We start from the raw sequence: 26,948 nt of genomic DNA on the forward strand, positions 1-26,948 counted from the left end.
CTAGTCGTCGTCGACCACCTCGCCCTGGACGACCGGTCCCTGCGGACCGGCTCCGGGGCGAGCGCCATTTCCGGGGTAGGCGCCGCCCGGCATGCCCGGGCCGACCACGACCAGCCGCCGCGCGACGATCGCGGTGAGGATGCGGCGCGCGAGCGGGCGGGTGAACGGCAGGATCAGCGCGAAGCCGGCGATGTCGGAGACGAAGCCGGGGCTGATCATGAGCGTGCCGCCGACCAGCACGAGGACCCCGTCGGCGAGCTCCTTGGCGGGCATCCGCCCGGCGGTGATCGCCTCACGGAGCGCTGCCCACGCGCGCGCCCCCTCGTGCTTGACCAGCCAGCTGCCGAAGACGGCGTCGGCGACGAGCAGCACGATCGTCCACCAGGCGCCGATGACCTGGCCGACCTGGATGATGACGTAGATCTCCAGGACCGGCATCACCACGAAGGCGAGCAGGAGCAGCCACGGCCAGCGCCGGCGCCGGCTCATCGCTTGTCCAGCGCGTGCCGCAGCTGCGCCTTGCGCTCCTGGATCCCCCAGCGGGTGACGAGCTTCAGCGACTCGGAGGCGACGGCGCCGCTCATCTTGGAGGCGCCGCGTACGCGCTCCACGAACTCGATCGGCACCTCCTTGACGACGAGACCTGCGCGGACCGTGCGGGTGGCCAGGTCAGTCTGGAAGACGTAGCCGGCCGACTCCACCGAGCCGAGGTCGACCTTCTCCAAGGTCTCGCGACGGAACAGCCGGAAGCCGGCGGTGGCGTCCTTGATCCCGATGCCGAGCAGCATCCGGACGTAGAAGTTGCCGCCGCGCGACAGCGCCTGGCGGGAGAGCGGCCAGTTGACGACCGAGCCGCCACGGACGTAGCGCGAGCCGATGACCAGGTCGGCGCTCTTCAACGCCTCCAGGAGGCGGTGCAGCTCCTCGGGCTGGTGGGAACCGTCGGCGTCCATCTCCCCGATCACGTCGTAGCCCTGGTCGAGGGCCCACGCGAAGCCCTCGAGGTAGGCGGCGCCGAGACCGTTCTTCACGGTGCGGTGCAGGACGTGCAGCTGGCTGTCGGCCTCGGCCATCTCGTCGGCGAGCTCGCCGGTGCCGTCCGGTGAGCTGTCGTCGACGATGAGGACGTCGACGCCGGGCTCGGCGCGGCGCAGACGCTCGACGATCCAGCCGAGGTTCGCGGCCTCGTTGTAGGTCGGGATCACCATGATCACCCGCCCGAGGCCCTGCAGGTCAGTACTCACGTTCCGTCTTCCGCCTTGTCCTACTGATGATCAGGAGTGCTACCAGCCTAGCCAGCACCAACCCGGCAGCCACCTGACCGGGTGCCGAGCCCAGCCACATCGCCGGCGAGGTGCCGCTGATGAGCCGCACCTCGTGGTCCAGGACGGCCTTGGTACGGATCGGGGCGGTGGTCACGACGTGTCCGTCCGGGGCGATGATGCCGCTCAGCCCGTTGAGGGAGGCGACGACCGCGTAGCGCCCTGCGGCCATCGCCTGGACACGGGTGATCGCGAACTGCTGGGCCACCTGATCGGTGCCGATGAAGCTCGCGTTGCTGGTCTGCACGGTGAGCAGCTGGCCGCCGTTGCGGGTCTGCGGGTCGACCACGCTGTCGAAGGCGATGTCGAAGCAGATCGCGTCGCTCACCGGCACCCCGGCGACGCGCAGCGGCGTCTGCCGGGTGCCCGCCACCATGTCGTACGAGAGCTGGCTCAGGCCGCCGAAGTTGCGGGCGCCGAGCAGGCCCCGCATCGGGAGGTACTCGCCGAACGGCACCGGCTTGTGCTTGGTGTACCGGTCGCCGGGCCCGGTGACCGGATCCCAGACGATGCCTTGGTTGAGCACGTGGGTCTTGTCGGGCGCGTCGGGCAGGCCGCCGACCACGACCGGGACGTCGATGGCCCGTACCGCTGCCCAGATGCCGTCGTTGGTCTCGGTGTCGGTCATCGGGTCTGTGGCGGTGGAGTTCTCCGGCCAGAGCACGAAGGCGGGCCTGGCCCGCGTGCCGGCGGTCACGTCGCGGGCCAGCTGCTCGGTCAGCGCGACGTGGTTGGCGGTGACCGCGCGGTGGTTGTCGAGGACGTCGCCGTCACCGGGGACGTTGCCCTGGACCAGCGCGACCTGGAGCGTGCCCTCGTCGTGGCCGTGCCACGGGTGCCAGATCGGGACGCTCAGCACCGCGCACAGCGCGATGATGGTGCCGACCGCCCGCCGGCGGGCGGTCGCGTCGATCGCGAGCCAGGCGACCAGGGCGCCCAGGAGGGCAAGGACCAGGCTCACTCCCCCGGTGCCCAGGTAGGGCAGCGCGGGGGCCAGCGGGGTGTCGGCGACGGCGAAGGAGAGCCGGCCCCAGGGCATGCCACCGAACGGGTACGACCCGCGGGCCCACTCGATGCCGATCCACGACAGCGCGGTCCACAGCGGCCAGGCGCGGTGGCGCAACAGGACGGCGTCGACCGCGCCGAGGAGCATGAGGAACAGGGCCATGGCGGCGCTCAGACCGAACCAGGCGCCGATGCCGATCGACTCCCGCATCCACCAGATGTGCACACCGGCGAAGGCGGCCCCGAAGGCCAGTCCCGGCAGCAGCGCCGCGCGGGCCGAGAGCCCGCGCAGGCAGAGCAGCCGGGCCGCGATGACGAACGGGATCACCCAGGGCAGTGTGAGCGGCTCGAAGGCCGCCGCGAGCACCGCACCCGCGAGCAGGGCGATCAACAGGCGGCGGCGCACCGCCACAGGTTAGTGGCGAGGAGGCCCGGGTACTGACGCGCAACGCCCCTCGCCCGCTTCGGGCCGAGCCTGCTCGCGACTGGATGCCGGGCGAGGTCTCGTTGTCTACAGCGGAGAGGGGCATTGCGGATGTCCGGACGAACTGCCTCAGATTCGCGTGTTGTTCACGCCCCGTCAACCCGCCCCTGACCTGCGCGTTTTCATGTTTCCGCAGGTCAGCGCGTGTTCCAGATCACAAAATTTGACGATCGTTCTGCTTTATCGCGGCGTGTTGCCCACGACACGCCGTGCCCGCGCGGGACGTACGTCCTGCGTGGTTGGATTCTCCCGTGCCTGAGACGCTGCCCGCCCCTTCCGCCCGGCTCATGCTCCTCGACTCGGCCTCGATGTACTTCCGTGCCTTCTTCGGCGTCCCGGAGATCAAGGCGGCCGACGGCACGCCGGTCAACGCGGTGCGTGGCTTCCTGGACTTCATCGCCCGCCTGGTCGAGCAGTACCGCCCGAGCGACATGATCTGCTGCTGGGACGACGACTGGCGCCCGCAGTGGCGCGTCGACCTGATCCCCTCCTACAAGGCGCAGCGCGTCGTCGTCGAGAACGTGGTGGGCCCGGACGTCGAGGAGGTGCCCGACCCGCTCCAGGTGCAGGTGCCGATCATCGTCGACGTCCTGGCCGCCCTCGGGCTGCCGGTGCGCGGCGCGGCCGGCTATGAGGCCGACGACATCATCGGCACGCTCGCCACGGGGGCGGGTCTGCCCGTCGACGTCGTCACCGGCGACCGGGACCTCTTCCAGGTCGTCGACGACGCCGCCGGCGTGCGGGTGCTCTACATCGCCAAGGGCGTCGGCAACCACGAGCGGGTCGACAACGCCTGGGTGCAGGAGAAGTACGGCGTCTCGGCGGCCCAGTACGCCGACTTCGCCACCATGCGCGGCGACGCCTCCGACGGCCTGCCCGGCGTGAAGGGCATCGGCGAGAAGGGTGCGGCCGGCCTGCTCGCCTCGTACGGCGATCTGGCGGGCATCCGCGCCGCGGCGCGCGACCCGGCCGCCAAGCTGACGCCCGGGCTACGGGCCAAGATCCTCGCCGGCGAGCCCTACCTCGACGTGGCGCCGCAGGTCGTCGCGGTGGCCCGCGACGTCGACCTGGACCGGACCGGCACCGCGCTCCCCCACTCCCCGCTCGACCCGGATCGGCTGGCGGAGCTGGCCGAGCGCTACAACCTGGCCTCCTCCGTCGGGCGCGTCACCGCTGCGCTGGCGGGTGGCTCCGAGGCTCCCCGCTAGCGCTCGCCGCGCCCCGACGACCGGTACTCGGCGCGCGACCCCCCCCCGTCACTCGACGACGGACGAGTACGCCACCACGCCGCGCTTGAGCCGGGCGACGACCTCCCGGGCGGTCTTGCGGACCGGCGAGTCGCCGGCCGCGTCGGCGACCTGACCGGCCAGGTCGACCAGCTGCTTCATCCACCGGACGAAGTCGCCGGCGGCGAGGTCGACCACGCCGAGCACGTCGTCGAGGTCGTCGCCCTCGGCCCAGCGGAACGCCGCCCAGGCGAAGCCCAGGTCGGGCTGGCGCAGGAAGTCGAGCCGGTGGTCGCGCTCGAGCGCGTCAAGATCCGCCCAGACCCGCACCATCTGCGCGATGACGTCGTTGAGCCGCCCGCCGGGCAGTCGCGCCGGCGGGGCGTCGTCCGCGCGTCGGGCCTCGTAGACCAGCACGGACAACGCTGCCGCGAGCTCGGAGGGGGTGAGCTCGTCCCACAGCCCCACGCGCAGCGACTCCGCGGCGACGAGGTCCATCTCGGAGTACAGCCGCATCAGGTGTCGGCCGCGGTCGGTGACCTCCCAGTGGTCCGCGTCGGGGCCGTCGAGGTAGCCCAGCGCGTGCAGCAGGTCGCAGACGCGGTCGAACTGCCGGGCGACGGTGTTGGTGCGGTTCTCCACCCGGCGCCGCAGAGTGTCGGTGTCGCGCTGCAGCTTGAACCAGCGCTCGGCCCAGCGGGCATGGTCCTCGCGGTCGGGACAGTCGTGGCAGGGGTGGCGGCGCATCTGGTCACGCAGCGCGGCGACCTGGTCGTCGGCCTCCGAGCTCCTGTTGCCCGTACGCCGGCTGGGGGCCGCCACCGGGCGCAGGTCGCGGGTCTTCTCACGCAGGTGTGCGGCCAGGTCGCGACGCATCTGCGGGTTGCGGCCGTTGAAGGTCTTCGGCACCCGCATCCGGGTCTGCGCCACGATCGGCTGGTTGAAGTCGATCATCGCCAGCCGCCGGGCCTGGCGGTCGAGCGTGACGACGTACGGGCGCGGGTTGTCGGTGTCGTACCCGGGGTCGATGACGACCGCGTAGCCGGCGAACTTGCCGGTCGGCACGTCGATCACGTCGCCGGGCTTGAGCTCACCGAGGGAGGCGACGATCTCCTCACGCCGATCCGAGCGGCGCTCGCGATGAGCGGCCTTCTCCACCTGGTTGATCTGGTTGCGCAACCCGGCGTACTGCATGAAGTCGCCCTTGTCGCAGGCGGCGGCCTCGGCGTAGCCGGCCAGCGCCTCCTCGGCCTTGTGCAACTGGCGGGCCAGCCCGACGACGGCCTTGTCGGCCTGGAACTGCGCGAACGACTGCTCGAGCAGCTCGCGGGAGCGGGCCTTGCCGAACTGGTGGACCAGGTTGACCGCCATGTTGTACGACGGCCGGAAGCTGGAGCGGAGCGGGTAGGTGCGGGTCGAGGCCAGGCCGGCCAGCTCCTTGGGGTTCATCCCCGCCTGCCACAGCACCACGCCGTGGCCCTCGACGTCGAGGCCGCGGCGCCCGGCGCGGCCGACCAGCTGGGTGTACTCCCCCGGCGACAGGTCGGCGTGGGTCTCGCCGTTCCACTTGGTGAGCTTCTCGATGACGACCGTACGGGCCGGCATGTTGATGCCCAGGGCGAGGGTCTCGGTGGCGAAGACGACCTTGACCAGGCCGCGCAGGAAGAGCTCCTCGACGACCTGCTTGAACGCGGGCAGCATGCCGGCATGGTGGGCAGCGACGCCGCGGGTCAGCCCGTCGAGCCAGTCGTGGTAGCCGAGGACGTGGCGGTCCTCGTTGGGCAGGTCTCGGCAGGCCTCCTCGACGTACTCGAAGACCTCGTCGCGCTCCTCGGAGCTGGTGAGCCGGAGGTTGGCGGCCAGGCACTGGGTCACCGCGGCATCGCAGCCGATCCGGCTGAAGACGAAGACGATCGCGGGCAGCATCCGGGCACGCTCGAGGGAGGTGACGACCTCGGGGCGCGAGGCGATCCAGACGCGTCGGCCGTTGCCGACATCGCGTCGGCCGCTTCCCTTGGTCGCGCCGCGGGGCGATCGCCGATCCTTGATCTTGGTGGCCGCCCAGTCGTCGCGGGCGATCTTCATCAGCTCGCCGTTGACCGGGGCGCCCTCCTTGACGAAACCGGCGGCCGCGTCGACGTCGGAGGAGGCGAAGAGGTCGAGGATCCGGCGCCCGACCATGACGTGCTGGTAGAGCGGGACCGGGCGCCGCTCCTCGATGATCGTGGTGGTCTCGCCGCGGACGGTGGTCAGCCACTCGCCGAACTCCTCGGCGTTGGAGACGGTCGCCGACAGGGAGATCACCGATACCGACTCGGGCAGGTGGATGATGACCTCCTCCCACACGGCGCCGCGCGAGCGGTCGGCGAGGTAGTGGACCTCGTCCATCACCACGAAGCCCAGACCGAGGAGGGTGGTGGAGCCGGCGTACAGCATGTTGCGCAGCACCTCGGTGGTCATCACCACGATCGGCGCCTCGCCGTTGACGACGTTGTCGCCGGTGAGCAGGCCGACCTGGTCGGCGCCGTACCGCTTCACCAGATCGCTGTACTTCTGGTTGGAGAGCGCCTTGATCGGCGTGGTGTAGAACGCCTTGCGCCCGGTGCTCAGCGCGAGGTGGATCGCGAACTCTCCGACGATCGTCTTGCCCGAGCCGGTCGGCGCCGCGACCAGGACGCCCTTGCCGTCCTCGATCTCCCGGCACGCACGCTGCTGGAAGTCGTCGAGGGGGAACGTGTAGAGGTCCGAGAAGTCCTTGAAGACGGGATACGCCTTGTCACGCTGGGACTTCGCGTAGCGCTCGGACGGGGACAGCTCGGTCATGGCTCAAAAGTACTGGGCAGGACCTTCAGTGCAGAACGGACAGGGCTCCCGGCACGCACTCGACCGTCAGCGGAACCTCGCCGAAACGCTCCCCGTCGGCATACGACGTGATCGGCGGAGTGATCGCGATGCTCACCGTCCTGGCCCGGATCCGCTCGTACGCCGGGTTGTGGATGTGCTGGCCGCTGTTCACCGTCGGGAAGAAGCGGACGAGCTGGAGACGCGAGAGCGGCTTGACGACGATCACGTCCAGCAGCCCGTCGTCGAAGCTCGCGCCGAGCCCGATCTTCATGCCACCGCCGAAGTGGTCCAGGTTGGCGATCGAGACCAGCATCGCGTCGAAGGTGCGCTCCCGGCCGTCGAGGGAGAGCGTGTAGCGCAGCGGCTTGAACCGGGGCAGCTCGGCGGCGACGGCGAAGGTGTAGCGCAGCGGACCCTTGGGCCAGCGCATCTCGCCGCCGCGCTTGGCGACCAGGGCGTCGAAGCCGGTGGCCAGGACGGTCAGGAACCAGCGGTCGCCGGAGCGCCCCAGGTCGATCGGGCGGCGGCGGTCGCGGAGGATGACCTCGACGGCCGCGTCCGGGTCGTCGAGCGGGATGCCCAGGGCGCGCGCGGCGTCGTTGCCGGTGCCGGCCGGGACGATCCCCAGCGCCACGGCCGTGCCGGCCAGAGCCTGCACGGCGAGGTGGATGAGGCCGTCGCCGCCGCTGACGATGACGGTGTCGACGCCGTCCACGATCGCCTTGCGGATGAGCGTCAGCGACTCCTCGGGATCGCGACCGACGACGTCGGTCACCTCGGCACCGCCCGCGCGCAGGCGACGGATCACCAGGTCGCGGCCGGTGTGGCCGTCGCCCGCCCCGGAGGCTGGGCTGGAGAGGAACGCGATGCGACGGCCTGCGGTGTTGCTCACGGCCGCATCATGCCAGCACTACGGCAGCGGCGAGGGCTCATCCGGGTCGAGTCCGGCGTACGGACTGGTGTCCTTCTTGTGCCGGTCGTGGATGCGGGCGATGACCTCGGCGACGCCGTAGAGGATGCACATCGGGATCGCCATCATGCACATCGTGAACGGGTCGGTCGACGGCGTGGCCGCAGCGGCGAAGACGAAGATGCCCAAGATGATCCAGGGCCGGAAGGACTTCAGCGCCCGGGCGGGAAGCACCCCCACCCTGTTCAACATCACCACGAACACCGGGATCTCGAAGGCCACGCCGAACATCAGGAGGGTGTGGATGAAGAACGACAGATAGTCGTTGAACTCGACCAGGTTCAGCACGCCGTCGTGGTTGAAGCTGATCAGGATCTCGACGCCCTTGGGCAGCGTGACGTAGCCGATCACGACGCCGATGATGAACAGCGGCCCGGCGAAGGCGACGAAGATCGCCGACCAGCGCTTCTCCCGCGGCAGCAGGGCCGGGAGGATGAAGGCCCAGATCTGGTAGAGCCAGAACGGGGACGTCGCGATGACCGAGGCGAGTCCCGAGAGCTTGAAGTAGAGCAGGAAGCCGGCACCGACGCCCTCGGTCACCCCCCGCGTCCGATCGCCGCCGAGTGCCTTCTTGGCGTCGAGGTAGGGGTTGTAGACCAGGTTGAAGAGCTGATCGTAGAAGACCAGGGCGACCACGAAGCCGACGGCGAGGATCAGGGCGATCTTGATGACGCGGGCGCGGAGCTCACGGAGGTGATCCGAGAGCGCCATCCGGCCGTCGGCGCCGACGGGATGGACGGGCCGGCCGCTGAGCAGGCCGGCGACGCCCGAAAGGGACAACGCGGTGTCCTGGGTCAGGCGTCGGGCTGCTGCAGGCGCGCGCGCTCGGCGTCGAGCTCGGCCTGGCGGCGCTCGAGGTCGAGCTGGGCCTGGCGGCGCTCGAGGTCGGCGATCTTGGTCTCGGGCGTCGCCTCGATCTGCTCGGCCGTCAGGGTCGGCTGCGCGGGGCTGTCGTCCTTGTCGTCGTCACGCAGGCCCTTGGTCTCGGCCTTGAAGATCCGCAGCGCCTGGCCGGTGCCACGTGCGAGCTCGGGCAGCTTGGCCGCACCGAAGACGAGGATCACGATCACCAGGATGATGAGCCATTCCCATCCACCGGGCATGTCGATCAGGGGAAACATGTGAAGCACCTCGTCGTATTTCGTAGTGGAGACAGAGCAATCGTACGCGGCTCAGATGTACGGATGGTTAAGCGTCAGGAGCATAGAGCCTGAGAGTCGCCGCGGCCGCCGTGTGCAGGTCGGTCGCGAGGTCGACGGGAGTCACGACCGAGGCGTACGGCGCGAGCCGCAGCAGCAGTCGGCGCAGCCAGCGACGGTCCGCGACCCGCAGGTCGACGTCCAGGCTGCCGTCCTCGTGCTGGCGGACGTCCTCGACCGGGTAGTACTCGGTGACCCAGCGGGCCTCCGGCTCGAGGCGCAGGGTCACGGTGAGGAGGTCCTCGCCCGCGGCGAAGAGACCGTCGGCCAGGCTGCGCGGCGAGGCCGGCTCGGTGGCGATCGGGCTCTCGAGGAGCACGGCCTGACGGATCCGGTCGAGCCGGAACAGGCGCGGAGCTTCCGCGCTGTGGCAGTAGGCGTCGAGGTAGTCGACGCCCTGATGAGCGACGACGCCGCGCGGGTCGACGACCCGGGTCGACTCCTCGTCGCGGGCGGGTACGAAGTAGGCGAGCTCGACCTGGCGTCGCTCCGCCACCGCACGTTGCAGCAGTGCCTTGCGGGCCGCGTACTCGCGCTCGTCGGGCTCGACGGGGACCTCCACCGGCACGGTGGCACCGGCAGCGGCCTGTTCGAGCTTGGCCAAGGCGCGGTCGACGACCTCGGAGGCCTCCTCGGTGATCGCACCGCCCCGCAGCGCGCGCAGCGCCACGATGAGGGCGGTCGCCTCGTTGGTCGACAGCCGGAGCGGTCGGGACAGGTAGTCGGCGTTGGAGACCCGGATCACCCGGTCGCCGTCCTGCTCGGTGAGCGACTCCAGGTCGACGTCGATGAGGTCGTCCGGGAGGCCCTCCGGAAGGCCGCACATGAAGAGCACCTTGAGGTCCTTGACCAACTGCTTCTCCGGGACGCCGAGAGCAGCGGCCGCCTCGTCGAGGCGCACTCCCCCGCGGGCGTGCAGGAACGGCACCAGCGTCAGCAGCCGTCCCACCTGCTCCTTGGCCCCGCTGGCGGTGGCCGGGCCGCGGTCGCTCATGCGAGCACCTCCTGAAGACGCGCGATCACTGTCGCTCGCAGGTCGGCGGGGGCCTCGACCACGACGTCGGCGCCGTGCGCGAGCACCTCGCCCGCGAGGTCGGAGGGCGGAGTGGGCAGGTGGAGTCGCTCCCACGAGCCCTCGCCGGGCGCCTCGTCGGCGCTCAAGGGTGTGGTCGAGGCGGCATGACGGCGCAGGCTGTGGCCCGCGCCGGTCCGGACGAGCAGCGTGGCCGGCGCGGCGGGACGGTCGGGGCGCAGCGCGGCCTGGGCGATCGCGCGTACGTCCACGCCCGCGGGGATCGCGTAGCTCTCGGCCTGGCCGGCCAGGCGGGCCGTGCCGACGACCCGGGAGAGGCGGAAGATCCGCTCGGCGTCCTTGTCGACGTCGTGGCCGACGACGTACCAGCGTCCGGAGGAGCGCACCACGCCCCACGGCTGGACGTGCCGGGCAACCGCGTCAAGGCCGCCCGAGGTGCGGTAGTCGAAGCGGACCGGGATGCGGTGGTTGACCGCCTCGAGGAAGACGTCGAAGGACGGCTCGTCGACCGCGAGGCTCGGCGAGACCAGGTCGAGGGCGGTGACGTCGATCTCCGCCCCGGCCGCGGTGAGCTTGCGGACGGCCTCGGTGGTCGCCTCGGCGAGGCGCGCGTGCTCCCAGACCTTGGTGGCCAGCCCGACGACGGCGGCCTCGTCGGCGGTGAGCTCGATCGGGGGCAGCGCGAAGCGGTCCGCGCTGATCCGGTAGCCGGCCTCGTCGTCGAAGAGCGGGTCGAAGGAGCCCGTCTCGATCGGGACGCCGAGGCTGCGCAGCTCCTCCTTGTCCCGCTCGAACATCCGCTCGAAGGCCTCGTCGCTGGAGTCCTTGTAGAGCAGCTCCCGGATCCGTTCGCGGCCCACGTAGCCACGCTGGACCAGCAGCATGATGAGCAGATTCATCAGGCGCTCGGTCTTGGCGGCTGCCACGGGGCTCCCTCCGGTTGTCGTACCCGGGGAGGAGCCTAGCGCTGGCGGCTCACTCCCCGGGTACGGCATCGCCGGAACGTCGCGCGTCCCGGCGTGGACGCTACTTGGCCTTGACGACGTCGATCACGAAGTAGAGCGTCGCGTTGCCCGGGATCGTGTCGCCGCTGCCCTCGGCGCCGTAGCCGTACGCAGGCGGGATCTCCAGCAGGACGCGGCTGCCGACGGTGACGCCGTCGAGGCCGATGGCCCAGCCCTTGACCAGCTGGCTGAGCGAGCTGGTGAACGCCTGCTTGGAGTAGCTCTCGTCGAACGGCTTCTTCGCGCCGTACGTCTCGCCCAGGTAGTTGACCGTCACGGTGTCGGTCGACTTCACCTTGGCGCCGGTGCCCTTGGTGAGGATCACCCGCTGGACCGGCGTGGTCGGGTCGGGCTTGTCGATGCCGGTCCAGTCGAGACCGGTCGGCTTGCCGTCGCTGCCCTGCTTGACGGCCGGCATCATGCTCGCCGAGACGTCGTGGGTCTTGTCGTCGGTCGGGGTCGGCGAGGTCGGCGCCTTCTTCACCAGGTCGGCGACGACGACGAGGCTGTCGTCCTTGCCGAGTCCGAGCTGGGTGGCGGCGTCCGCCGTGCCGAGCAGATCCTCCGGCGTGGTCACGGCGACCACGCGGGAGCCGTACGTCTGACCGGCGAAGAGCTTGTCGAAGACGGCGCCGAGCTGGCCGTTGTTGGGCAGGCTCTCGGCCTTGCCGTTGTCGTAGTCGCTGAAGGTCTGCTTCTTCGTCGTGCCGTCGCCGATCCACAGGTAGGCGCTGACCGAGTCGTTGGCCGCGATGGCGTCGCCGGAGCCCTTGACCAGGGTGGTGACGGTGGTGCTGGTCGGCTTGGCGACGGTGGACTTCCAGGTCGCGGTGATCTCCTTGCCGACGTCGCCGCTGAACGACACCTGGCTCAGGCCCTGCCCGGTGCTGACGGCGTCAGCGGCCTTGTCGCCGGAGTTGTCGGAGCTGCCGCAGGCCGCCAGGGAGGGGACCAGCAGCACCGGAAGCAGTGCGAGGGCGGAACGGTGAAGACGTCGAGACACGTGAAAGGACCTTCGCTTCGGTTGGGTGCAGGGCCTGGCCAGGTTAGAGGGAGAGTCTGAGTCGTCCCTGAATGCGGCGGAGCGCCGGGCGCACGTCCGGCGACGGCGCACGGCGCTCCGATCGGCGCGGGGTGCTCGCTCAGCTGGCGCCGAGGACGTCGAGCACGAAGTAGAGCGTCGAGTTGGCCGGGATGCCGCTCTGCGCGGTGGCGCCGTAGCCCATCGACGGCGGGATCTGCAGGAAGACGCGGCTGCCGACCCGCACGCCGACGAGGCCCTTCTGCCAGCCCTGGACCAGGTTGCTCAGCGGCATCGAGAGCGGGGTCTTGGAGTAGCTCTCGTCGAACGGGGTCTTCGCGCCGTACACCATGCCGTAGTAGTTGGCGGTGATCGTGTCGGTCGCCTTGACCTTCTTGCCGGTGCCCTCGATCAGGACGGCCTTCTTGAGCGGGCCGTTGGCCTTCGCCTTGGCGATGCCCTTGAAGCTCATGCCGGTCGGGTCGCCGGTGGCGCCGCCCTTGGTGGAGAGCTTCGGCATCCAGGCCGGGGCCGCGACGACCTTGCCCTTCGGGCCCGTGAGGGCGGGCGTGGCAGCGGCGGTCGGGCTGGCCGATGCGCTGGCCGACGGGCTCGCGCTCGGCGCCGGGGTGGTCTTCTCGATCAGGTCGACGATGACCAGCAGGCTGTCCTTGGTGCCGATGCCCATGGTCGGGTTGCCGGTGGCGCCGAGGAGCTTGTCGGAGGCGACCACGGCCGCGATCCGGTCGCCGTAGTGGGCGTCCTTGAGGATCGTCTTCCACTCGTCGCCGAGTTTCGAGACGGTGAGGGTCTCGGGCTGACCCTGGGCGTAGTCGCTGTACGCCTGGAGCTTGGTGGTGCCGTCGCCGATCCAGATGTTGGCGCTGACGCTGTCACCCGAGGCGACGGCGGCACCGGTGCCCTTGACGAGGGTCTTCACCTCGGTCTTCGAGGGGTAGGCGATCTCGCTCTTCCACGTCACGTCGGGGGCCTTGCCCTGGTCCCCGGAGATGGTGACGCCGTCGAAGCCGGCGGTGGTGGCATCGCCGTAGCCGACCTTGGTGCTGCCGCAGGCCACGAGGGCGGGCAGCAGGAGGGCGGGTACGAGAAGAGACGCGGAGCGACGCAGACGCACGATGTGACCTTCGGTTGGCGATAGGAGCAGCCAAACCTTAACGGCTGCCCCTAAGCCGCGCCTGAATCGCCCCGCCATCGGGGCTGGTGCCGGTCACATGCCGTCGATGAGCCGCTGCACCCGGTCGTCGTGGGAGCGGAACGGGTCCTTGCACAGGACCGTGCGCTGGGCCTGGTCGTTGAGCTTGAGGTGGACCCAGTCGACGGTGAAGTCGCGGCGCTTCTCCTGGGCCTTCTTGATGAACTCGCCGCGCAACCGTGCCCGGGTGTGCTGCGGGGGCACCGACTTGGCCTCGTACGTCTTGAGGTCGGTGGTCACCCGCGCGACCGCGCCCTTCTTCTCGAGCAGGTAGTAGAGGCCGCGGTTGCGGTGGATGTCGTGGTAGGCGAGGTCGAGCTGGGCGATCCGGGGGTGGCCCAGCGGGAGGTCGTGCTTGGCGCGATAGCGCTCGATCAGCTTCCACTTGATCACCCAGTCGATCTCGCGGTCGACGAGGCTGAGATCACCGGACTCGATGGCCTTCAGGCCGCGCTCCCACAGGTCGAGGGCGCGCTCGATGGTCGGGGTGGAGATCTGGCGGCGGTCGACGAAGTCGCGGGCCTTGGTGAGGTACTCGGCCTGGATGTCGAGGGCGCTGGCCTCGCGGCCGTTGGCGAGCCGGATCTTGCGCTGGCCCGTCATGTCGTGGGCGATCTCGCGGATGGCCCGGATCGGGTTCTCCATGGTGAGGTCGCGCATCACCACGCCCTCCTCGATCATCCGCAGGACCAGGTCGCAGCTGGCGATCTTGAGCATCGTGGTGGTCTCGGACATGTTCGAGTCGCCGACGATGACGTGGAGGCGGCGGTACTTCTCGGCGTCGGCGTGCGGCTCGTCGCGGGTGTTGATGATGGGACGGCTGCGCGTGGTGGCGCTCGAGACGCCCTCCCAGATGTGCTCGGCGCGCTGGGAGACGGAGTAGGAGGCGCCGCGCGGGGTCTGGGTGACCTTGCCGGCGCCGACGATGAGCTGGCGGGTGACCAGGAACGGGATCAGGACGTCGGCGAGTCGGCTGAACTCACCCTGGCGGCTGACCAGGTAGTTCTCGTGGCAGCCGTAGGAGTTGCCGGCCGAGTCGGTGTTGTTCTTGAAGAGGTAGATCTCGCCGGCGATCCCCTCGTCGTGGAGGCGCTGCTCGGCGTCGAGCAGGAGTCCCTCGAGGATGCGCTCCCCCGCCTTGTCGTGGGTGACGACCTCGGTGACCTCGTCGCACTCCGGCGTTGCGTACTCCGGGTGGCTGCCGACATCCAGGTAGAGCCGCGCGCCGTTCTTGAGGAACACGTTGCTGCTGCGTCCCCAGCTCACCACCTTGCGGAACAGGTAGCGCGCGACCTCATCGGGGCTCAGCCTCCGCTGGCCTCGAAACGTGCACGTGACGCCGTACTCGTTCTCGATTCCGAAGATCCGCCGGTCCATGTTGAAACACTAGACCCGCCGTCCATAGCCCACGCGGAAGAACCGGCTCCGCGAGCCGCAATCCACGATGCGCCGGTGCTGGAGTCGGCACCGGGGTGCGAGGTCTTCATGCTGTGCCACGGCGCTGGTGGCCCGGCGGTGCCCTGCTCACCGTCGCCTCCGGTACGCACCCCGCCCACCGGCGGCTGCCGGTGGGCGGGTCCGGGGCGTAGGGCCCCTCTGGCGATCACGACGACCAGCAAGAGAAGCCCGACGACCAGCGGGTGCCACCTACCTGTCTTGGCACGGACCGCGCGGCAACCACAGCACCGTCGGGCCACCATGCGTGTGGTCCCGTCCAGTGCGCGAGGGCCACGTCGGTCGTGTCGGAGGGCCGAGTCGGTTGTGCGGGAGGGCCGAGTCAGCGCAGCGGGGGCGCGATGGGCGGCTCTCCCCCATCGGTGCTGCTGACCTCGCTGGGTGCGATGGCCGGATCCGTCGCGGTGGCGCCCGAGGCCACGCCGCCCAAACGGTCGCCGAGGAGCTCGGTGAGACGCATCGGGCTGAAGCGGGAGAACTTCCGCGGCTGGGTGCGGTTGCGGTCGAGCACCGCGACCTCGAGGTCCTCGACCGGGATGATCCGATCGGCGGCGGGGGTGCCGGCGGAGGCGGGCGTGTGGCCCAGGGCCGCGACGGCCAGGTTGAGCGCATCCTCGAGGGAGGCACCCTCCTGGTAGTGCTCCTTGAGGTAGGCCGCGACCGCATCGGCGGCGCCACCCATCACGGCGTAGCCGTGCTCGTCGGCGACCTGACCGTCGTAGGTGAGCCGGTAGAGCTGGTCCTCAGCGGCCGTGTCGCCGATCTCGCCGACGAAGAGCTCCACCTCGTACGGCTTCTCGCCGCCCGAGGAGAAGATCGCGCCGAGGGTCTGGGCGTACGCGTTGGCCAGCCCGCGCCCGGTCACATCACGCCGGTCGTAGGAGTATCCGCGCATGTCCGCCAGGCGCACGCCGGCGATCCGCAGGTTCTCGAACTCGTTGTAGCGCCCGACCGCCGCGAACGCGATCCGGTCGTAGATCTCGCTGACCTTGTGCAACGCAGCCGAGGCGTTCTCGGAGACGAACAGCAGCCCGTCGGCGTACTGGAGACCGACGACCGAGCGGCCCCGCGAGATGCCCTTGCGGGCGAAGTCCGCGCGGTCCTTCATCAGCTGCTCGGGGCTGACGTAGCCCCCGAATCCCATGCTCATGCGCGGCCCCCTTCGAGCGCGGCGAACGGCCCGTCGGGACGTTGCATCCGTCCACCGACCACCCGGTCGGCGATCGCGGCGACCTCGTCGTCGGGCAGCCGATGCCCGCCAGCCGCCGTGATCACGTGGATCACGGGGAAGATCCGGCGGGTCAGATCGGGGCCACCGGTCGCCGAGTCGTCGTCGGCGGCGTCGTACAGAGCCTGCACGACCGCCGTGACGGCGCCGTCGGCGTCGAGCTCATGGCTGTAGAGCTTCTTGAGGGCACCGCGGGCGAACATCGAACCGGAGCCGACCGAGTGGAACGCGGTCTCCTCGTAGCGTCCGCCGGTGACGTCGTAGGAGAAGATCCGGCCGATCCCGGCGTCGAGGTCGAAGCCGGCGAAGAGCGGGACGACGGCCAGGCCCTGCATCGCCATGCCGAGGTTCTGCCGGATCAACGCGGCCAGGCGGTTCGCCTTGCCGTCCATCGACAGCGTGGTGCCCTCGATCTTCTCGTAGTGCTCGAGCTCGGTCTGGAAGAGCCGGACCATCTCGACGGCGAGGCCTGCGGTGCCGGCGATGCCGACGCAGGAGAACTCATCCGCGGGGAAGACCTTCTGGATGTCGCGCTGGGCGATGACATTGCCCATCGTGGCGCGCCGGTCACCGGCCATCACCACACCGCCCGGGAACGTCGCGGCGACGATGGTGGTGCCGTGCGGCGCGAGGTCGGCGGCGGAGCCGGGCGGCATCGCGCGGCGCGACGGCAACAGGTCGGGGGCACTCGTGGCGAGGAAGTCGGCGAACGAGGACGTGCCCGGCGCCATGAAGGACGCCGGGATGCGGGAGTCGGTCACTGGCCGCCCTTCTGGATGAACGACTTGACGAAGTCCTCGGCGTTGGTCTCGAGGACGTCGTCGATCTCGTCCAGGATGTCGTCGATGTCCTGGTCGAGTGCTTCCTTGCGCTCGGCGACGTCCGAGGACTCGGTGGCCTCGACGGCCTCCTCGGGGGCCTCGGACTTCCGCGGCTGCTTCTGCTCCTGTGCCATGCAGAAAACCTAGCGCGTCAGGGCACGGAACAGGTCGGAAGCCGTGGGACATGAGTCGATCAGCGCGCCGACGCTCGCCTTGCTACCGCGCAACGGGTCCATCGTCGGGATCCGCTGCAGCGAGTCGTGGCCGGGCAGGTCGAAGATGACCGAGTCCCAGGAGGCCGCGGCGACGCTGTCGGCGTACTTCTCCAGGCAGCGCCCACGGAAGTAGGCCCGGGTGTCGCCCGGCGGCTCGTGCATCGCCGCCTCGACGGCCGGCGTGTCGAGGAGCCGCTCGATCCGGCCCGCGCCGACCAGCCGGTGGTAGAGCCCCTTCTCGGGACGGATGTCGGCGTACTGCAGGTCGATCAGGTGGAGCTTGGCGGCGTCCCAGTCGAGTCCGTCGCGGTCGCGGTAGGACTGGAGGAGCTTGAGCTTGGCGACCCAGTCGAGCTCGCTCGCGCAGAGCATCGGGTCGCGCTCGAGCCGGTCCAGAACCGACTCCCATCGCGCCAGGACGTCGACGGTCTGCGGATCGGCGTCGGCTCCGAAGCGGTCCTCGACGTACTTCTTCGCGAGGTCGAGGTACTCCAGCTGGAGCTGTACGGCGGTCAGCCGGCGCCCGTCCTTGAGGGTGACGAGCTGCTTGAGCGACGGGTCGTGCGAGACGGCGCGCAGCGCGGCGACGGGCCTGTCGACGACCAGGTCGCGCGTGATGAACCGCTCCTCGATCATCGCCAGCACCAGCGCCGCCGTGCCGACCTTGAGGTAGGTCGAGATCTCGGCGAGGTTGGCGTCCCCGATGATCACGTGCAGGCGCCGGTACTTGTCCGGATCGGCGTGCGGCTCGTCACGGGTGTTGATGATCGGCCGCTTGAGCGTCGTCTCGAGGCCCACCTCGGTCTCGAAGAAGTCGGCGCGCTGGCTGATCTGGAAGCCGTGCTTGTGGCCGTCCTGCCCGACCCCGACCCGGCCGGCGCCCGCGAAGACCTGCCGACTGACGAAGAACGGCGTCAGGTGCTTCACGATGTCGGCGAACGGCGTCGAGCGCCGCATCAGGTAGTTCTCGTGGGCGCCGTACGAGGCACCCTTGTTGTCGGTGTTGTTCTTGTAGAGCGTGATCTGCGGATTGCCCGGAAGACGCGCCGCCGCGCGGCTGGCGTCGAGCATGATCTGCTCCCCCGCCTTGTCCCAGCGCACCACGTCGAGCGGGGTGGTCACCTCGGGGGCGGAGTACTCGGGGTGGGCGTGGTCGACGTAGAGCCGGGCGCCGTTGGTCAGGATGATGTTGGCCAGCCCGAGGTCCTCGTCGGTCAGCTGGGTCGGGTCCGCCGCGGCCCGCGACAGGTCGAAGCCGCGGGCGTCGCGCAGCGGCGACTCCTCCTCGAAGTCCCACCGCGCCCGGCGCGCCTTCAGCGTGGCCGACGCGTAGGCGTTGACGATCTGCGAGGACGCGACCATCGGGTTGGCCAGCGGCTGACCGGCCACCGAGATGCCGTACTCGACCTCTGTGCCCATCACCCGGCGAACGCTCATGCTTCGAGCCTACGTGGTGCGCCCCGCGCGGGGCGCAGACCGCACAGCGCGTCCACCGCCGAAGCCCGTCTAGGGCTCTTCGTCCGCCGCGATCCGCTCAACGGGGTGGCCGCTCTGCTCGGAGGTGCCCAGCCCCCGGTACCGGGATGCGCTGTAGCGCGGCCCGCGGCCCTTGATCCGCACTCCCGGATAGCGCCTGTCGTACACGACGCCCGCGACGAGCGCAGCCACCACTGCCGCACCCACGATCAGCCAGAAGATCATCTCGACTCCTTCGCCCGCGACGGGTCACAGGTACTGACCCGTGGCGGCAACCTGCTCGATGCTGCGTCCCGGCTCGGAGCCCTGCTTCCCGGAGATGAGCGTGCGGATGAAGACGATCCGCTCGCCCTTCTTGCCGGAGATCCGGGCCCAGTCGTCGGGGTTGGTGGTGTTGGGCAGGTCCTCGTTCTCCTTGAACTCATCGACGCAGGCCTGGAGCAGGTGGCTGACCCGCAGCCCCTTCTGCGCCGGGTCGAGCTCGGCGTCGATGAGCTGCTTGATCGCCATCTTCTTCGCCCGATCCACGATGTTCTGGATCATCGCGCCGGAGTTGAAGTCCTTGAAGTAGAGGACCTCCTTGTCCCCGTTGGCGTAGGTGACCTCGAGGAAGCGGTTCTCGTCGGACTCCGTGTACATCCGCGTGACAGTGGTGTCGATCATCGCGTTGGTCGTGGCGATCCGGTCGCCGCCGAACTCGGCGAGGTCGTCGGCGTGAAGCGGCAGCGTGGCGGTGAGGTACTTGCTGAAGATGTCGCGGGCCGCCTGGGCGTCCGGGCGCTCGATCTTGATCTTCACGTCGAGCCGGCCCGGGCGCAGGATCGCCGGGTCGATCATGTCCTCCCGGTTGGAGGCGCCGATGACCAGCACGTTCTCGAGCGCCTCGACGCCGTCGATCTCGCTGAGCAGCTGCGGGACGATGGTGTTCTCGACGTCGGAGCTGACGCCGGTGCCGCGGGTGCGGAACAGCGAGTCCATCTCGTCGAAGAAGACGATCACCGGGGTGCCGGCCGACGCCTTCTCCCGCGCCCGCTGGAAGACCAGCCGGATGTGCCGCTCGGTCTCCCCCACGTACTTGTTCAGCAGCTCGGGGCCCTTGATGTTGAGGAAGAAGCTCTTCCCCTCCGACCCGGTCTTGGCCGCGACCTTCTTGGCCAGCGAGTTGGCGACCGCCTTGGCGATCAGGGTCTTGCCGCATCCCGGCGGGCCGTACAGCAGGATTCCCTTGGGCGGGCGCAGCTCGTGCTCGTTGAACAGCTCGGGATAGAGGTAGGGCAGCTCGACGGCGTCGGTGATCATCTCGATCTGCTCGCCCAGGCCGCCGATCGAGGCGTAGGAGATGTCGGGGACCTCCTCGAGGACGAGCTCCTCGACCTCGGACTTCGGGACCTTCTCGTAGACGTAGCCCGAGCGCGGCTCCAGCAGTAGGGCGTCACCGGCGCGGATCCGCTCCGAGAGCAGGGGCTCCGCGATCCGGACGACGCGCTCCTCGTCGGCGTTGGCGATCACCAGGGCGCGCTCGCCGTCGGCGAGCAGCTCCTTGAACATGACCACCTCGCCGACCTTCTCGAAGGCGAGTGCCTCGACCACGTTGAGGGCCTCGTTGAGCATGACCTCCTGGCCACGCTGGAGATCCGCCACGACGACCGCCGGCGACACCGACACCCGAAGCTTGCGGCCCCCGGTGAAGACGTCGATGGTGCCGTCCTCGTTGGCGCTCAGGAACGTGCCGAAGCCGGCCGGCGGTTGCGCGAGACGGTCGACCTCCTCCCGCAGCCGAAGGATCTGGTCGCGTGCGTCACGCAGGGTCGAGGCCAGGCGCTCGTTCTGGGCGTTGGCGGCCGCGAGGGACCGCTCCGTCTCGGTGAGCCGGGCCTCGGCGCCGAACCCGCTGAAACCGTCGGATGTCGACATCTGCCACCTCCAAGGTCGTGGTCTGCTTTGGACCTTACCCGGGAGGTGTGACAAACGAACGACCCTTTCTCAGTCCTCCGTGACGGCCGGCGTGTCGTCGACCTCAGGTGCCGCCATGTCGGCCGGGCGCGGGCCGCGGTAGTCGACGCCGTACGCGCCCGGAGCCGGGCGACGGGTCTTGCGCGGCGGCTTGGCGCCGGGAGCCAGGCGACGCGCGGTCACCAGGAACGCGGTGTGACCGATCATCTTGTGACCCGGGCGCACCGCGAGCCCCTCGACGTGCCAGTCGCGGACGAGCGACTCCCATGCCTGCGGCTCGGTGAAGCCGCCGTGGGCGCGGAGGGTCTCCACGAACAGCGACATCTGGGTCGTGGTCGCGACGTAGCCGCAGATGATGCCACCGGGGCGCAGCGCGTCGCCGACGGCGTCCACGCACTCCCACGGCGCGAGCATGTCGAGGATGACCCGGTCCGCCTGCGCGTCCCGCTTCGGGAGCTCGTCCTGGAGGTCGCCGAGGTGCAGCGACCAGGTCGGCGGCTCGGCACCGAAGAACTGGCCGACGTTCTTGCGCGCCACGTCGGCGAACTCCTCACGGCGCTCGAAGGAGGTGACGGTGCCGTAGGGGCCGACCGCGCGCAGCAGCGAGCAGGTCAGCGCGCCGGAGCCGACGCCGGCCTCGACCACGTGGGCGCCCGGGAAGATGTCGGCCATCGCGACGATCTGGGCCGCGTCCTTCGGGTAGACGACGGCGGCGCCGCGCGGCATCGAGACCACGAACTCGCTCAGCAGCGGGCGGAAGACGAGGTACTCGCCGCCCGAGGAGGAGGCGATGGTGAAGCCCTCCTCGCGACCGATCAGGTCGTCGTGCTCGAGGTGTCCCTTGTTGGAGAAGAAGCGCTTGCCGGCGACGAGCTCGAAGTTGTGGCGGCGCCCCTTGGCGTCGGTCAGCCGGACCCACTCGCCCTCACGCAGCACGCCGCGGTGGACGCCTGACCAGGCCTCCTGCGGAACGTCGGTGCTCATCGTGGCGGGAGAGTCGGGCGCGTCGGACATACGGGTGAATCTATCGGCCGCCGCTCTGGAAGGCCGCATCCACATCGGCCGTCGCGAGCACGCCGTAGACGCTCCCGTCCTCCTCGACGAGGAGGTACTCGGCCGCCGGCGTCTGGCCGATCGCCTTGATCAGCTCCTCGCCGTGGATCGTCGCCGGCAGGCTGAGCCCGGCGGTCAGGTCGCGGGCCACCGCCGAGGTCGGCAGCCACGGCCGGCGCTCCGCCGGCGTCGCGAGGAGCGCCGCCTCGTTGACCAGCCCGATGGGCTGTCCCGCCGCCGTGGTCGTGACGATGCCACCGGCCTGGGCCTCCTGCGCACGGCGTACGGCCTCCGCGAGCGGGAGGTCTCCGGGCACGGCGAGCGTACGGCGGGCGAGGTTGCGCGCCACCAGCATCGGCAGCCGCTGCCGCATCCGCGCCGAGATGATGGCCGCGGAGGCGCCCTGCCACAGGAACATGGCGATGAGGAAGCCGAAGAGCACGTCGAACACCGAGGGCGTCGTGTCGGTGATGAGATCGGCGACGAAGACCCACGCGAGCGCGCAGACGGCGGCGACCCGGCCGATCCAGCCGGCGACCAGCGTGCCGCGATGCATGTTCTTGGTGGCGGCCCACACCGCGGACTTCATCACCCGGCCGCCGTCGAGCGGGAGCCCGGGGACCATGTTGAGCACTCCGACCACGCCGTTGGCCCACAGCAGGCCCTCGACCGCGAGGAGCACGAGGCCGTCCGGCCCCGCCCACCAGGCCAGGGCCGCCCCGCCGGCCACGACGAGCGAGGTCAGCGGGCCCACCACCGCGATCAGGAACTCGTCGCGCGGGCGTACGGCCTCGGCCTCGACCTGGGTCGCGCCGCCGAGGAAGTGGAAGGTGATGTCCCCGACCGGGTAGCCGAGCCGCTTGGCCATCAGCGCGTGCGCCGCCTCATGCAGCAGCACCGAGCCGTAGATGAGGACGGCGAAGAGGAACGCGGCCACGAAGCGCAGCCCGCCGAGGCCCGGCTCGAAGGAGTCGACCACGGGCGCCATCGAGATGGTGATGACGGCCGCCACCAGGAACCAGGACGGCGTGACGAGCACGTCGCTGCCCGCGACGCTCCCGATCCGGATGACTCCCGGCTGTCGGGGCGCGCGGTGCGGAGGCTCGGAATGCGGGTCGGACACGTTGCGAGCCTAGGCGACCGTGCGAACGGATGTGCGATCGAGGTGCCTGCGCGTGCCGTCGGCCTACGGTGGGGCCATGGAGCTGATCGAGGCGGCATCCGCGGAGTTCGAGGGTGTCGTACGCCGGGCTGCCGGCGGACTCCTGGTCGCGGCCGACGCCGGCGGAGGTCTCGGTCCGCGAGCTCCTCATCTCACGGAGAATGCTCGCCTTCGGCGCGTTCGGTGAGGGTCCCAGCGGCACCGTGTCGGCCGATGACGAGCCGCAGGCCAGACTGCTGGACGCCTTCGGACGGCGGCCGTGACCCAGGCCGCCGGCGACCGTGTCGGGGGCTGTCGGTGCCCTGATCTATGGTCCTGGTCATGAGCGTCTCCCCCGCCGATCACCTGTCGACCCCGGTCGACGGCGTCACGGTGTTGGGTGCGCTCTCCCCGAGTCGCGCCTCGGACTTCATGACCTGCCCGCTGCTCTACCGCTTCCGCCAGGTCGACAAGCTGCCGGAGCCGCCGTCGCCCGACGCGGTCCGCGGGACCGTGGTGCACAAGGTACTCGAGGAGCTCTTCGACCTTCCCGCCGTGGACCGTGTTCCTGACGTGGCGCTCGAGATGCTCGCGCCGGCCTGGGCGGCGCTCCAGGAGGCGGCGCCCGAGCTGACCGAGATGCTTCCGGAGGACGAGCGGGGCTCCTGGATGGCGTCGTGCCGCAAGGTCCTCGAGCGCTACTTCACCATCGAGGACCCGTCGCGGTTGGCGCCGGCCGAGCGGGAGCTGTACGTCGAGGCGGTCCTCGACTCCAAGCTGCTGCTGCGCGGCTTCGTCGACCGGCTCGACGTCGCACCGAGCGGCGAGGTCCGCGTCGTGGACTACAAGACCGGTCGGGCTCCCCGGCCGGGCTTCGAGGCCAAGGCGCTGTTCCAGATGAAGTTCTACGCGCTCGTCTGGTGGAAGCTGCGCGGCGAGATCCCGGCGATGCTGCAGCTGCTCTACCTGGGCAGCGGCGAGGTGCTGCGCTACCAGCCCGACGAGGCCGACCTGCGCGCCACCGAGCGGAAGGTCGAGGCGATCTGGCGTGCGATCCAGAACGCCGAGCGCACCGGCGACTGGCGACCCAGCCCGAGCCGGCTGTGCTCGTGGTGCGCCCACCAGGCGCTCTGCCCGGAGTTCGGCGGGACTCCCCCGCCGCTCCCCGAGCGCCCGGCCGTCGACTGACCTCCCTCAGAACGTGAGGGCGGCCGTCTCCCGCTTCTCCAGCGCGTCGGTCAGCAGCGTCACCAGGGCCTCGAGGCGCACGTCCACCGTGGAGGTGATCTCGTCGGCCGAGGCACCGTCGAGCGCCACCGCCGCCAGGCCGGCCTTGCTGTCGATGAGCTCGGCGATCCGGGAGTCGAGCGTCTGGGCCGCGATGACACGCCACGCCGTGACCGGCTCGGTCTGGCCGATGCGGTGCACCCGGTCGATGGCCTGGGTCTGCTCGGCGTCTGTCCACGACAGCTCGGCCAGGACGACGTCGGAGGCGACCTGGAGGTTGACGCCGACGCCGGCCGCGGTAAGCGAGCAGACGATGACCTGGACCTCGGGCTCGTTGACGAAGTCGTCGATCGCCCGGGTGCGGGCCGTGGCGGACTGGTCGCCGCGGATCTCGGTGTAGCGGATCCCCCGCTTGTCGAACACCTCGCCTGCCGCGTCCATGACGTCGAGATGCTTGGCGAAGAAGACGACCTTGCCGGCGCTGCGCGCCAGCTGGGCGGCGTAGTCGGCGGCCAGGCCGGCCTTCGCCCGGCCGATCCGGCGGACCATCGCGAAGACGTTGTCGCCATTGGTCGTGTCGTCGCCGTCGGCGACCTCCCAGCCGGCGACACGACGCACGAGCTCCCGATCGATGCCGCCGATGCCGTCGGTCCCGTCTGCGCCGCCGATCTTCGCGCGGTGCTCCTTGCGGGCCTCGATCGCGGAGTCGTACCGCTTGACCAGGCGCAGCGCGAGCTCGCGCTCCGCGGCGCGGATCGAGCGGCCCTCGGCGTCGTCGAGCTCGACGGGCAGGTCGGCGATGCGGCGCGCCGGGATGTCGGCGGCGACGTCGACCTTGCGGCGACGGACGATGCCCTGGTCGACCACGGCCTGGCGGGCCGCCGGGTAGAAGCCGAAGTCGGCCGGCGTCATGCCGGTCTCCTCCAGGGCGGCCATCAGCCGCGGTCGCGGCGAGCGCTCGGTGATCCAGCCGAGGAACTGCCAGATCGTGAGGAAGTCCTCGACGTCGTTGATCAGCGGCGTGCCGGTCAGCGCCATCATCAGCGGGTTCGCGACGCGCTGGCGGACGCGGTCGGCGATCTCGAGGACGTGCTGGGAGCGCTGCGACTTCTTGTTCTTGATGAAGTGCGCCTCGTCCACGATCATCCCGCGGAAGCCGTGGTCGCCGATCCAGCCGACGTGGCGGTCGAGGATCTCGTAGTTGAGCACGATGATGTCGGCGAAGCCGTCGACGTCCTGGCCGTCGCCGTGGACCACGCTGACGCTGCGACCCGGGGTCCAGCGCGCGGCCTCGCGCGCCCAGTTCGTCTTGACGACGTTGGGCACCACGACGAGCAACGGGTACGCCTCCGCGGCCTGGGCGGCCAGCAGCGACTGCGCGGTCTTGCCGAGCCCGGGCTCGTCGGCGAGCAGGAACGTGCGATGCCCGTCGACCACGCTGGCGACCAGACGGGACTGGTGGTCCATCAGGCTGAGGCCGGCCGGCAGCACGCCGACAGGACGCGCGTCGGGAAGCTCCATGCAGGAGGTGACGCCGGGAGCGGGGTGCTCGAAGGAGTTGAGCAGTGGGCTGATCAGGTCCCAGCCGAGCAGGCGGCGGGTCTCGGCCCGCGGCGGGGCGGCGGAGAAGTCGGGGACCATGAACGGCGTCATCAGCTGCGCGCGGGCGACCGACACGGGCACCACCTGACGCTCGCTGCGGGCGACGGCGGCCTCGCTCGGCTCGGCCTTCTCGACCTCGGGCTCGGGCTCGTGGCCCGCAGCGGCGAGGAGCTGGCGGCGCAGGTGGCGGGTCGCGTCGGTCTCGACGGCCTCCTCGCCGAGCAGCCCGAACAGGGCGGGCTCGCGGGCGGCGGTCTGGGCGAGGATCGTGGCGATCCCGTCGAGGCGCTTGAGCTCGGCGGCACGCTGCGGCTCGGTCAGCTCGGGGTCGGCCTTGAGGCGCTGCCGCTCCTCGCGGACCAGCAGGGCGACCACCTGGAAGCGGGTCGACTCGGGCCGACCTCGCTGCACGCTGATCTCGACATCACGTACGGCCTTCGCGAGGACCGGGATCAGCCCGGTCTCGTCCCGCTGCCGCGCGCGGGACCGCTGCTGGCCCCGACCGCGCCCCGATGCACGCCGACCCTCTGCCGCCACACCACGTCCTGTCCTGCCGCGCGGCTGCGCGGCCCATCCGATCCATCGGCCCCAGAGAGGAGCGCGTCAGGACGACGCGGCTCCGGGCCGGACGCCGCCATGATAGCCCTCCCGCGGGCAGCTGCGCGCGCGGGGCGGGTGGTCAGTCCAGGAGGGCGGGCAGCGTGCCGGTCGTGACGCCGTCCAGGGTGGGCAGGAAGATCCGTCGCGGACCCGCCGGGACCTTGACGTGGTTCTCCACCACGACGACCGTGCAGCCGGCGGCCTCGGCCGAGGTGGCGCCGGTCCCGGAGTCCTCGATCGCGATGCAGTCGGAGGCCGCGACGCCGAGCGCGGCCGCCGCCGTCTCGTACGGCTCCGGGTGGGGCTTTCCCCGATTGACCTGGTCGCCGGTGACGATCACCTGGAACGACCCGGCGGGCAGGTGGGCCAGGATCGGGGCGACGAAGCGCTGGTACGACATCGTCACGAGCGCGCACGGCACGCCGTTCGCGGCGAGGTCGGCGAGCAGCTCGCGGGCACCCGGCCGCCACGGCACGTCGGCGTCGATCCGGGAGCAGACACCGTCGAGCAGGAGCTCGACGACCTCCTGGGGCGTGTGAGGCAGGCCCAGCTTCTTCTTGATGTAGGTGCCCGAGACGAGCAGGTCGCTGCCGACCAGCGTCATCGCGTCCTCCGCTGTCCACTCGCCGCCGTGTTCCGCGGCGAGCGCGTGCTCGGTCTCGATCCAGTACGGCTCGGTGTCGACGAGTGTGCCGTCCATGTCCCACAGCACGGCGACGGGCCTTCGGATGGATCCAGAGGCGTTCAGGTTCTTCTCCCTACGTTGAGACAGGCGCAGCAGCAGCCTAGGGGCACGGAGCGGGCCCGAAGCGGGCCCGAAGCGGACACGGACGCGAAGGGTCGTCGCGTGTGCTCC

Annotated in this window: 25 protein-coding genes; 3 read left to right on the forward strand and 22 right to left on the reverse strand. The window is 70.5% G+C overall.

Annotated features, from left to right (window positions below; genetic code table 11):
* From ACZ5L9_RS16720 to lnt, 3 genes are read right to left on the reverse strand one after another with little or no spacing between them, the layout of a single operon-like run.
* On the reverse strand, positions 1–489 hold the full coding sequence (locus ACZ5L9_RS16720) for an FxsA family protein (RefSeq protein ID WP_464529689.1): 489 nt from the start codon (positions 487–489) through the stop codon (positions 1–3).
* A complete protein-coding gene (locus ACZ5L9_RS16725) occupies positions 486–1,208 on the reverse strand; it encodes a polyprenol monophosphomannose synthase (RefSeq protein ID WP_464536900.1) in 723 nt (240 codons plus the stop codon). Before ACZ5L9_RS16725 ends, ACZ5L9_RS16720 begins: the two co-directional genes overlap by 4 nt.
* Before the next feature lie 25 nt (positions 1,209–1,233).
* Complete coding sequence (gene lnt, locus ACZ5L9_RS16730; RefSeq protein ID WP_464529691.1) at positions 1,234–2,733, reverse strand: apolipoprotein N-acyltransferase; 1,500 nt, start codon at positions 2,731–2,733, stop codon at positions 1,234–1,236.
* A gap of 365 nt (positions 2,734–3,098) precedes the next feature.
* On the opposite strand from lnt, the gene ACZ5L9_RS16735 reads away from it, so the two are divergent.
* Positions 3,099–4,019: a 5'-3' exonuclease gene (locus ACZ5L9_RS16735; protein ID WP_464536902.1), complete on the forward strand. Its 921-nt coding sequence runs from the start codon at positions 3,099–3,101 to the stop codon at positions 4,017–4,019.
* Between the two features lie 48 nt (positions 4,020–4,067).
* Here the strand turns inward: ACZ5L9_RS16735 and ACZ5L9_RS16740 are convergent, their stop codons facing one another.
* From ACZ5L9_RS16740 to ACZ5L9_RS16820, 17 genes are all read right to left on the reverse strand, one after another.
* Entirely contained in the window at positions 4,068–6,860 is a 2,793-nt protein-coding gene (locus tag ACZ5L9_RS16740) for a DEAD/DEAH box helicase (protein WP_464529694.1), read from the reverse strand.
* A 25-nt stretch (positions 6,861–6,885) separates the two neighbouring features.
* A complete protein-coding gene (locus ACZ5L9_RS16745) occupies positions 6,886–7,773 on the reverse strand; it encodes a diacylglycerol/lipid kinase family protein (protein ID WP_464529696.1) in 888 nt (295 codons plus the stop codon).
* Between the two features lie 18 nt (positions 7,774–7,791).
* Positions 7,792–8,631, reverse strand: coding sequence for a twin-arginine translocase subunit TatC (gene tatC / locus ACZ5L9_RS16750; protein WP_464529699.1), 840 nt, complete (start codon positions 8,629–8,631; stop codon positions 7,792–7,794).
* Positions 8,632–8,645: 14 nt separating this feature from the next.
* Positions 8,646–8,972, reverse strand: a complete 327-nt coding sequence (gene tatA, locus ACZ5L9_RS16755) for a Sec-independent protein translocase subunit TatA (protein WP_464529701.1) — start codon at positions 8,970–8,972, stop codon at positions 8,646–8,648.
* A 67-nt stretch (positions 8,973–9,039) separates the two neighbouring features.
* Positions 9,040–10,044 (reverse strand): helix-turn-helix transcriptional regulator, encoded by a 1,005-nt coding sequence (locus ACZ5L9_RS16760; RefSeq protein ID WP_464529703.1) that lies wholly within the window; start codon positions 10,042–10,044, stop codon positions 9,040–9,042.
* Positions 10,041–11,009, reverse strand: a complete 969-nt coding sequence (locus ACZ5L9_RS16765) for a helix-turn-helix transcriptional regulator (protein WP_464529706.1) — start codon at positions 11,007–11,009, stop codon at positions 10,041–10,043. Before ACZ5L9_RS16765 ends, ACZ5L9_RS16760 begins: the two co-directional genes overlap by 4 nt.
* Positions 11,010–11,109: 100 nt before the next feature.
* Positions 11,110–12,090: an FKBP-type peptidyl-prolyl cis-trans isomerase gene (locus ACZ5L9_RS16770; RefSeq protein ID WP_464529710.1), complete on the reverse strand. Its 981-nt coding sequence runs from the start codon at positions 12,088–12,090 to the stop codon at positions 11,110–11,112.
* Between the two features lie 139 nt (positions 12,091–12,229).
* Complete coding sequence (locus tag ACZ5L9_RS16775; RefSeq protein WP_464529713.1) at positions 12,230–13,243, reverse strand: FKBP-type peptidyl-prolyl cis-trans isomerase; 1,014 nt, start codon at positions 13,241–13,243, stop codon at positions 12,230–12,232.
* Positions 13,244–13,336: 93 nt separating this feature from the next.
* The gene (gene pafA, locus ACZ5L9_RS16780) at positions 13,337–14,698 is read right to left on the reverse strand and encodes a Pup--protein ligase (RefSeq protein WP_464529715.1); all 1,362 of its coding nucleotides are present in this window, start codon (positions 14,696–14,698) and stop codon (positions 13,337–13,339) included.
* 400 nt (positions 14,699–15,098) lie between these two features.
* Positions 15,099–15,926 (reverse strand): proteasome subunit alpha, encoded by an 828-nt coding sequence (gene prcA, locus ACZ5L9_RS16785; RefSeq protein WP_464529718.1) that lies wholly within the window; start codon positions 15,924–15,926, stop codon positions 15,099–15,101.
* On the reverse strand, positions 15,923–16,735 hold the full coding sequence (gene prcB / locus ACZ5L9_RS16790) for a proteasome subunit beta (RefSeq protein WP_464536904.1): 813 nt from the start codon (positions 16,733–16,735) through the stop codon (positions 15,923–15,925). The genes prcA and prcB overlap by 4 nt, the downstream gene beginning before the upstream one ends.
* Positions 16,736–16,761: 26 nt before the next feature.
* Positions 16,762–16,959, reverse strand: coding sequence for a ubiquitin-like protein Pup (locus ACZ5L9_RS16795; RefSeq protein WP_464529721.1), 198 nt, complete (start codon positions 16,957–16,959; stop codon positions 16,762–16,764).
* Positions 16,960–16,968: 9 nt separating this feature from the next.
* Positions 16,969–18,477 (reverse strand): depupylase/deamidase Dop, encoded by a 1,509-nt coding sequence (gene dop / locus ACZ5L9_RS16800; RefSeq protein WP_464529723.1) that lies wholly within the window; start codon positions 18,475–18,477, stop codon positions 16,969–16,971.
* Between the two features lie 69 nt (positions 18,478–18,546).
* Positions 18,547–18,741, reverse strand: coding sequence for a hypothetical protein (locus ACZ5L9_RS16805; protein ID WP_464529726.1), 195 nt, complete (start codon positions 18,739–18,741; stop codon positions 18,547–18,549).
* A 24-nt stretch (positions 18,742–18,765) separates the two neighbouring features.
* Positions 18,766–20,430: a proteasome ATPase gene (gene arc / locus ACZ5L9_RS16810; protein ID WP_464529730.1), complete on the reverse strand. Its 1,665-nt coding sequence runs from the start codon at positions 20,428–20,430 to the stop codon at positions 18,766–18,768.
* A 69-nt stretch (positions 20,431–20,499) separates the two neighbouring features.
* The gene (locus tag ACZ5L9_RS16815; RefSeq protein ID WP_464529733.1) at positions 20,500–21,483 is read right to left on the reverse strand and encodes a tRNA (adenine-N1)-methyltransferase; all 984 of its coding nucleotides are present in this window, start codon (positions 21,481–21,483) and stop codon (positions 20,500–20,502) included.
* 10 nt (positions 21,484–21,493) lie between these two features.
* Positions 21,494–22,645, reverse strand: coding sequence for a site-2 protease family protein (locus ACZ5L9_RS16820; protein ID WP_464529737.1), 1,152 nt, complete (start codon positions 22,643–22,645; stop codon positions 21,494–21,496).
* A gap of 113 nt (positions 22,646–22,758) precedes the next feature.
* Here ACZ5L9_RS16820 and ACZ5L9_RS16825 point away from each other — a divergent pair, with 113 nt between their 5' ends.
* A complete protein-coding gene (locus ACZ5L9_RS16825; RefSeq protein ID WP_464529739.1) occupies positions 22,759–22,947 on the forward strand; it encodes a hypothetical protein in 189 nt (62 codons plus the stop codon).
* A gap of 58 nt (positions 22,948–23,005) precedes the next feature.
* Entirely contained in the window at positions 23,006–23,851 is an 846-nt protein-coding gene (locus ACZ5L9_RS16830) for a RecB family exonuclease (protein ID WP_464529741.1), read from the forward strand.
* Between the two features lie 6 nt (positions 23,852–23,857).
* Here the strand turns inward: ACZ5L9_RS16830 and ACZ5L9_RS16835 are convergent, their stop codons facing one another.
* On the reverse strand, positions 23,858–26,029 hold the full coding sequence (locus ACZ5L9_RS16835) for a DEAD/DEAH box helicase (protein ID WP_464529743.1): 2,172 nt from the start codon (positions 26,027–26,029) through the stop codon (positions 23,858–23,860).
* Positions 26,030–26,171: 142 nt separating this feature from the next.
* Positions 26,172–26,804, reverse strand: a complete 633-nt coding sequence (locus tag ACZ5L9_RS16840; RefSeq protein ID WP_464529745.1) for an HAD family hydrolase — start codon at positions 26,802–26,804, stop codon at positions 26,172–26,174.
* Positions 26,805–26,948: the final 144 nt, after the last annotated feature.

Source organism: Nocardioides sp. JCM 18998, assembly GCF_055391535.1.